At 67.0% G+C, this 3,919-nt stretch carries 4 protein-coding genes; 3 read left to right on the top strand and 1 reads right to left on the bottom strand.

Features of this window, described 5'->3' with window-relative positions; all coding sequences use genetic code 11:
- Nucleotides 1-562 (top strand): Smr/MutS family protein (locus tag QZ281_RS02720; protein ID WP_292224435.1); only part of this gene is annotated, 562 nt, incomplete at its 5' end.
- Nucleotides 563-598: 36 nt separating this feature from the next.
- On the opposite strand, the gene QZ281_RS02725 is transcribed toward QZ281_RS02720, so the two are convergent.
- On the bottom strand, nucleotides 599-1,615 hold the full coding sequence (locus tag QZ281_RS02725; RefSeq protein WP_292224437.1) for an adenosine kinase: 1,017 nt from the start codon (nucleotides 1,613-1,615) through the stop codon (nucleotides 599-601).
- Between the two features lie 108 nt (nucleotides 1,616-1,723).
- On the opposite strand from QZ281_RS02725, the gene QZ281_RS02730 reads away from it, so the two are divergent.
- Both QZ281_RS02730 and QZ281_RS02735 read left to right on the top strand, forming a co-directional pair.
- The gene (locus tag QZ281_RS02730; protein WP_292224439.1) at nucleotides 1,724-2,599 is read left to right on the top strand and encodes a transporter; all 876 of its coding nucleotides are present in this window, start codon (nucleotides 1,724-1,726) and stop codon (nucleotides 2,597-2,599) included.
- Nucleotides 2,600-2,692: 93 nt separating this feature from the next.
- Complete coding sequence (locus tag QZ281_RS02735; protein ID WP_292224440.1) at nucleotides 2,693-3,916, top strand: S41 family peptidase; 1,224 nt, start codon at nucleotides 2,693-2,695, stop codon at nucleotides 3,914-3,916.
- Nucleotides 3,917-3,919: the final 3 nt, after the last annotated feature.

The raw sequence follows: 3,919 nt of genomic DNA on the forward strand, positions 1-3,919 counted from the left end.
GAAAGATGTCGATGCGAACGGCCTGACGACCGACGACCGCCGCATCTGGGGCCGCGTCTCGGGCTCGGTCACGCCGCCGCGCGTGCGCAAGGCTGCGCGCGTCGCCATCGAAGGTCCGGCCCATACGCCGGAGGCCATCCAGCCCGCGCCGCCCCGAACGCCCCCGCGTCCGGGCGTCAAACGCACCCCGACGCCGGTTATTGTCGACGCGCGCGCCCCTACGCGTGGCAAGTCTGCGCCTGAGGACGTCGAGCCCAACCGCAAGCGCCGCCTGACCCGCGAGCGCGACCCCATCGAGGCGCGCATCGACCTGCATGGTTTCGGGCGTTTCGAGGCGGAGGACCAGCTTCGCGGCTTCCTGACTTCGTGTCAGGCGCGCGGGATGCGGGCGGTTCTGGTCATCACGGGGCAGGGGCGGCTGGGCGGCGGCGTGATCCGCGCCTCCTTCGCCGACTGGATGCATTCGCCCGAACTGAGGGCGGTCGTGTCAGGCTACACTACGTCGCACCAACGCCACGGCGGCGACGGCGCCTTCTACGTCACCTTGCGGCGCAAGGCCTGACGCCTTCCCCGCCGAGGCAGAGAAGGCGCGGCAGGATCAGAGCTTGAGGCCGTTTTCCTTGGCCAGATCGACCAGCTTGACCATCGGGCGCGGACCCCAGTGGGCGATGACTTCAGAAGCCGCCAGCGAGCCCAGCTTGCCGGATTCCTCAAGCGTCAGGCCGCGCGCCAGACCCAGCAGGAAGCCTGCGGCGTACTGGTCGCCAGCGCCGGTGGTGTCGATCACCTTGGCGACCGGATAGGCGGCGACCGTGGTGCGTTCTTCGCCACGGATGATGACCGAGCCATGCTCGCCGCGCGTGACGGCGGCGATCTCGACGATGGCGGCCAGCTGGGCGGCGGCGGCGTCGAAGTCTTCGGTCTCGAACAGAGCGCCCAGTTCGGCCTCATTGGCTAGGACGATGTCGGCGGACTGGGTGATGAAGTCCAACAGTTCGGCGCGCCAGCGGGCGACGACGAAGGTGTCGGACAGGGTGATGGCGACCTTGCGGCCTGCCTTGTGCGCGGCGGCGGCGGCGCGCTCGAAGGCGGCGCGGGCCGGGGCCGGGTCGAACAGATAGCCTTCCAGATAGACGATCTCGCTGGAGGCGATCAGGGCCTCGTCGATGTCGTCGGCGAACAACTGGTTCGCGGCGCCCAGGAAGGTGGCCATGGTGCGCGCGCCGTCCGACAGGACGTTGATCAGGCAGCGCCCGGTGCCGAAGCCCTTGTCGGCGCCGCCGGTCAGAACGGGGGTGTCGAAATGGACGCCCGCCGCGCGGATGTCGTGGGTGAAGACCTCGCCCAGCGTGTCGTCGGCGACCTTGCCGATATAGGCCGCGCGTCCGCCGAACGAGCCGACGCCCGCGACGGTGTTGCCTGCCGATCCGCCGGACGCCTCAACCCCCGGCGCCATGGCGTCATACAGGGCGGCGCTGCGCTCGGCGTCGACCAGTTGCATCGAGTTGGGGGCCAGATCCTGTGCGGCCAGGAAGGCGGCGTCGCAGGGGCTGAGGACATCCACGATGGCGTTGCCGACGGCGGCGATATCGTACTGGGCGGTGTTCTGGGTCATGAAACGCCCTTAGCTCAGGGGGCGTCGCACGTCATCCAAAATCCCATAAGGAAGCCCTTATGTGTTTGTCAGGTTGAAATGGAGCGATGCTGGGATAGGACATCCGGCATGACTCAGATCGCCGTTTTGACCCCTGATCCGTCCGACCGTTCCTACATCGGCCGCTGGCCCGAGGTGCTGGAGCGGCTGAAGGCGACGCTGGAAGGCACGGGCGCGACCGTGATCGCGACCCCCTGGACCGACCATGTCGAGGACGCCTCGGGATTGGCCGGATATGACCTGATCCTGCCGGTCATCGTATGGGGCTATCACCGCGATCACGCTCGCTGGCTGAAGGCCTGTGCGGCATGGACGGGGGCGGGCCTGCCGGTCGCCAATCCGGCGGAGGTGCTGCGCTGGAACTCGGACAAGTCCTATCTGGGGCGGCTGGCCGAAAAGGGCGTGCCGATCCCGCTGACGCGCTGGACCGACGCGGTGACCCAGTCGCAGGTGGACGCCGCCTTTACGGAGACGGGTGCGCCGGTTCTGATCGTCAAGCCGACCGTTTCAGCGGGCGCCTTTCGCACCCTGCGCCTGTCGCCGGGCGAGGCCTTGGTCGATGCGCCGGAAGGGGCGGCGATGATCCAGCCCTATCTGAAATCCATCGAGACGGAGGGTGAGACCTCGCTGCTGTTCTTCGGCGGCGGGTTCAGCCATGCGGTGAACAAACGCCCCGTGCCGGGCGATTTCCGCATCCAGATGCAGTTCGGCGGCCTCTATGTCGCCGTCACCCCTGACGCCGAGGCCATGGCCCTGGCCGAACAGGTTCTGGCCGCCATTGAAGAGCCGCTGCTCTACGCCCGCATCGACCTGGCCCGCGATGATGCAGGCCGCTGGGTGCTGATGGAGGCCGAACTGATCGAGCCGGACTTCTATCTGGACTACGATCCTGCAAACGGCGCCGGTTTCGCCCGTGCGGTCGCGCAGCAGGTCGTCGCGGATTGAATAGCCTGTCTTACGGGACTTTAACTGGCCTGAACCGGCGTGATTGGGTCAGTAGGACAGATCGCGCAGGCAGTTAAGAGAGTAGAGCGGGCCATGGATCGTCGGTTTCTGTTGAAGGCTGGATTTTCGGCTGTTGTCGGGTCGGCCATTAGTGGCGCGGCGCTGGCCGACGAACCGGTGCGGGACATTCGGGCGATCAGCGACTTTGACGAACTGTGGTCGACGCTGGATCGGCAGTACTGCTTCTTTGCCGAGAAACGCACCGACTGGAACAGGGTGCGCGAGGTCTATCGCCCGATGGCCCAGGCGGCCCAGACCTATGAAGAACTGGTCGAGATTGTGCGTCGCGTCCTGGCGGAACTGTATGATCCGCACACCTCGATGTCGGGTCTGCCGGACGGATCGCAACGTGGTCCGATCTCTGACCTGATCGCCGAATGGCGCAATGGCCAGGCCCGGATCAGCGCCATTTCCGATGACAGCGTCGCTGCACAGGCCGGTTTGGCGATCGGCGATGTGATCCTTTCTGTGGGCGGCCGTCCCGTAGAGGCGGTGATGCGTGAACTGATGCCTCAGTGCCTGACCGCGCCGGATCCCGAGGCGACGGCCTATGCGTTGAACTCGGCGCTGGCGGGACTGCGCGGGCAGGACAGGCGTTATCAGGTCAGCCGAGGCCGCGCCGCGCCGCGTGAGGTCATCCTGATCAACCAGCCACGGCCTGCGCGTCCGAATGTGGAATGGCGGCGTCTGGATGACGGGGCAGGCTATATCGCCATCCGCAGTTTTGAAGACGACGCTGTGACCGAGCGCTTCGATCAGGCGCTCGTCGAACTGCGTGATGCGCCGGGGTTGATCGTGGACGCGCGCTATAATGGCGGCGGCGATACGGCTGTGGCGCGTCCGATCATGGGGCGGTTCATCACCGAGACCAAACCCTACGCCATGATGCGTCGTCGCGAGGGTTCGGGGCTGGGCGGCTTCTGGACCGAGACGGTCGATCCCCGCGGCCCCTTCACCTACACGCGCCCGGTCGTTGTGCTGGCCAATCATTGGAGCGGCAGCATGGCCGAGGGTTTCCCCATGGGGATGCGCGGCATTGGGCGGGCGACCGTCGTGGGCACCCCGATGATGGGACTGGGCGCGGCGGTCTTTCCCGTCGTGCTCGACCGCACCGGCATCCGGGCCCAGTATTCAGCTGAGCCGGTCTATGACGTGAACCGTCAGCCCCGCTGGCTGATGCAGCCGGATGTCGCCGTGCCGGACGGTCAGGATATTCTGGCGGCGGGCCAGCGCACGCTGGCGTCGCTGATCGGCTAGGTC

Origin of the sequence: Brevundimonas sp. (genome assembly GCF_018608325.1) — a bacterium.
Classification (GTDB): Bacteria; Pseudomonadota; Alphaproteobacteria; order Caulobacterales; family Caulobacteraceae; genus Brevundimonas.